Source organism: Alkalinema pantanalense CENA528 (assembly GCF_050753345.1).
Taxonomy (GTDB): domain Bacteria; phylum Cyanobacteriota; class Cyanobacteriia; order Leptolyngbyales; family Leptolyngbyaceae; genus Alkalinema; species Alkalinema pantanalense.
In genome coordinates this window covers 1-3,207 of sequence record NZ_JBLZFX010000197.1, presented here as the reverse complement: position 1 = coordinate 3,207, position 3,207 = coordinate 1, and the positions used below count along the sequence as shown (strand labels likewise).

Genomic DNA, 3,207 nt, shown 5'->3' with positions numbered 1-3,207 from the left:
AGATTCAGCATGAGAAGGCTCTGGGCTACTGCTTCACATTATCCATTATTTCCCAACACGTCTACTAATAGGATGTCGATGGGAGAATAGTTACCTGATGAACAGTAATCGTAAAATGATAAACAACAATGGATAGCGTAACGAATCATCAAACTTGCCATCCCTAAGCGGCACAAATGCCGTAGCAGGGTAATAAATCATGGATGACAAAGAGGCGGTGGGCTTGTAAAGCATCGTGAAAAAGTTTCCAATGACTGGTAAGAAACGTTGGTGAATAGGAAAAAACATCGTTTTCTCGATCGTATTCACGAACGGTACCCACTGCTTGAAACTTCCAGGAACCCTGTCCCTTCGCTACATATTGCAAATTGGCTGACCCAAAACTAAATTTTCCAGCTTGGATAGCAGCCAACCATTTTTGATGACGGGTAATGCCATTATCATCTCGGATGTTCTGAATCATCTCTTGAATTAACTGTCGATCGGCGCTGGGTAAACCGGAAACCGCTGCATCTGGATCACCTAAACGATAGCGTTGCATCACTCGACACATTGCATCGGCTGCTTCTAGGTAATCCCGAGGGTTGTTTCGAGTAATTCGTTCGCCACGTCCGTTGGTATATCCCCATTGCAGAAAGGGTTTATCGGGATTGCTCAAAACAGCACCATGGCCTAAAGGCAAGGCTTCACTAATGAAATAATTGGCTAGGCGATCGAGCAAACGGCGATCGGGCTTACCATCAGAGCCTGTAATCTCCTTGGCTTCATTAATTCGATGGTTAACCCCTGCAAACCCTTGGTGAGCCCAGGTATCTGCATAAACATGCATTGTAATTCCTAAACGGTATAATCCATACATATGATCTCGTTCCCGAATACACTCCCGCACCATATCCTGAGCAACGGGACTGTTGGGGCGACAAATCAGTTTTTCAATGAAGTGATCTGATGGATCTTGTCCTGCAGGGAGACCACCATTACCGGGCAAAAAGTGAAAGGGAATCCAGACAAAATGGTTCGCTAGCTCTTGAAAATTGCGATAGTCCAGCATTTTGTGGGCGGAACTGATCCGGCTAAACAAAGCCCCGCTATCAAACCGAATGACACCGGAGTTGGTTGCATCATCTACATACTGGGCGCTGTGGGCAATGATATCTGCGGAGCGATCGTCGAAGCCAGCTAAGCGTGCTAAGACGTAAGTTACGCCATGGTGGAAATCGATTTGCATAATCAGGACAAGTATAGAGCGAGCCGTGAACTAACTCTATTGTGCCGATCGCCAACCACTTTCCAGAGAAATTTTTCAAAATTTAATTAAGCAACCATCGAGTCAGGGGATACCTTAGGGATTTGCCAAGAAATAATATCCCATCTTCATTCCCCTACCCTCCTACCCTTTTACTCTCCTACCTTTATCCAATTGGGATTTTATTTATGCACTGTTCCCTTAGCATCTTTGAGAAGGGTGAAACCAGTCAAAGCGAATATCACGGACATCAAGCTGAATCAAGAGTTCGTTTATCTGGCAGTGGTGATGGATGTGTTCACCCGTTGCATTCGAGGCTAGCCCTTGGCATGGAGCGTCGCAATGGCCACAGTAAAAAGACCATCAAAGGGGAATTTGGTGAAGCCGAAATCGAGATCCCTCGCGACCGTACCAGCGAATTTGAACCTCAGCTCATTTGTAAGGGCCAAACTCGTTGTTTATCCCAATGAAATCATTAACGCATTCATGCCATTGGATAAATTACATTCCATGCTAGATCTTTTGAGAAACGAAAGCCCCGTTTATTTCTCAGTGAATGAGCAATTCAACTGGACAGCCCTAAAGACAGGCTCAGAACCCACCGGAGAAGAGGAAACTTCATGGGAAAACTCCATGGGAAAACTCCATGGGAAAACTCTATGAGAAAACTCCGTAATGACGATCGTTATTCGTGAAACTACCAGAGAAAGGATCGCTCCTTATCCTCGATCCACAATGAGGAACAAGGAAACTATCCCCAGATTGCACACAATATTTCAGTTTGAAAATTTTCCAAGGAGATCTTAGACTATGAGTCTAGCAAACTATGGCGTTTTAAAAGGTCGAGCCATCGATCGTAAAATTGATCCCGCCAGTGACCCCTCTCCCCACTATCAAGTGCTGATTGACGATGGCGAAAAAAAACATCGTATTGCCATTAACGTTAAATCCCAGCAAAGTCCTTCAGATTTACTCTATTTCGTTAACGATCGCTTCCAGCATGGAATTTTGGATCAATTACCCAATCTACGACTCGGATTTCAAACCCTGGAATCCAAACCCGGCGGCCTAGCCCTAGACTTTATTCGCAGTAACCTGTTTCACCGGGAAGACATGAAGCCGTTACCTCCCGACGTTCCCGGCCCAGATAATGACTTAAAAGAACTGATTGACTTATACATTCAACGGGCCATCCAAGCTGAGGATGCAGTAATCTATGCCTTTGGTATCGCTTGGGGGCCAGAGCCGTCTACGCCGGATAAATATTTTGGTTTCCGTCCGGGTAGCGGCATCCACGATATCCACATGAACCAGGGCAGCGTTGGAAAATTTCAGCAGGATAATGGGGTTTACCAAGATGGAGCGCTGCTAATTCACTTCCCCTCGCGCAGCCAATGGGTCGCCATTTTCCTCGCTTTCCAATCGCAATGCTTCCACACCGACGATCGCACTGGCAACGCCATCAAAGAAGTCTGCGAACCCACCCCGGAACCCCAACCCGAAGAAGTCGCGGTCAAAATTGTGGCCGCATTGGTCAATCCCCTAGGGGCCGATCCTGGCAAGGAATCTGTAACGCTGATCAACCTTTCCCCCGGTTCAGTTAATCTTAAAGACTGGGCCTTGGCAGATAAGCAAAAAAATAAATATTTCTTCCCCGATCGGTCGATCGCTGCCGGAAGTACTGTTACGGTCACCTTAAGCGGGAAAGATGTACAGTTATCTAACGACGGAGGCATCATCACGCTACTGGACGCTCAAGGCATTAAGATGCACGGCGTTTCTTACACCAAAGATCAAGTGAAAAAACAAGGATGGACGATCGTTTTCTAGTCATCGTTTTCTAGTAACAATAGTCCGGACAATTTTAGCGAGGCAGGAGTGGACAGAGAAGCTATCCATCGGATAGGGTGCAAATTAATCCAAAACGCACCGGATGGATAGCCATATGGAAAATATTGTAC

Annotated in this window: 2 protein-coding genes and 1 pseudogene; 2 read left to right on the top strand and 1 reads right to left on the bottom strand. The window is 46.1% G+C overall.

From position 1 onward, the window contains the following. Positions 1 to 163 precede the first annotated feature (163 nt). Positions 164 to 1,228 carry a DUF6765 family protein gene (locus ACN4EG_RS27440; RefSeq protein WP_431633465.1) on the bottom strand — a complete coding sequence of 355 codons (1,065 nt, stop codon included), beginning with the start codon at positions 1,226 to 1,228 and terminating at the stop codon, positions 164 to 166. 356 nt (positions 1,229 to 1,584) lie between these two features. Here ACN4EG_RS27440 and ACN4EG_RS27435 point away from each other — a divergent pair. Together ACN4EG_RS27435 and ACN4EG_RS27430 are read left to right on the top strand one after the other, a co-directional pair. Then, positions 1,585 to 1,701 (top strand): annotated as a pseudogene (locus ACN4EG_RS27435) (transposase); the annotation flags it as partial. A 355-nt stretch (positions 1,702 to 2,056) separates the two neighbouring features. After that, positions 2,057 to 3,076: a DUF2278 family protein gene (locus ACN4EG_RS27430; protein WP_431633464.1), complete on the top strand. Its 1,020-nt coding sequence runs from the start codon at positions 2,057 to 2,059 to the stop codon at positions 3,074 to 3,076. Positions 3,077 to 3,207 lie beyond the last annotated feature (131 nt).

What these genes read in the sequence shown, in the direction of transcription:
- ACN4EG_RS27440 (WP_431633465.1), bottom strand. Translation starts at nt 1,228, where the DNA reads ATGCAAATCGATTTCCACCATGGCGTAACTTACGTCTTAGCACGCTTA.
- ACN4EG_RS27430 (WP_431633464.1), top strand. Translation starts at nt 2,057, where the DNA reads ATGAGTCTAGCAAACTATGGCGTTTTAAAAGGTCGAGCCATCGATCGT.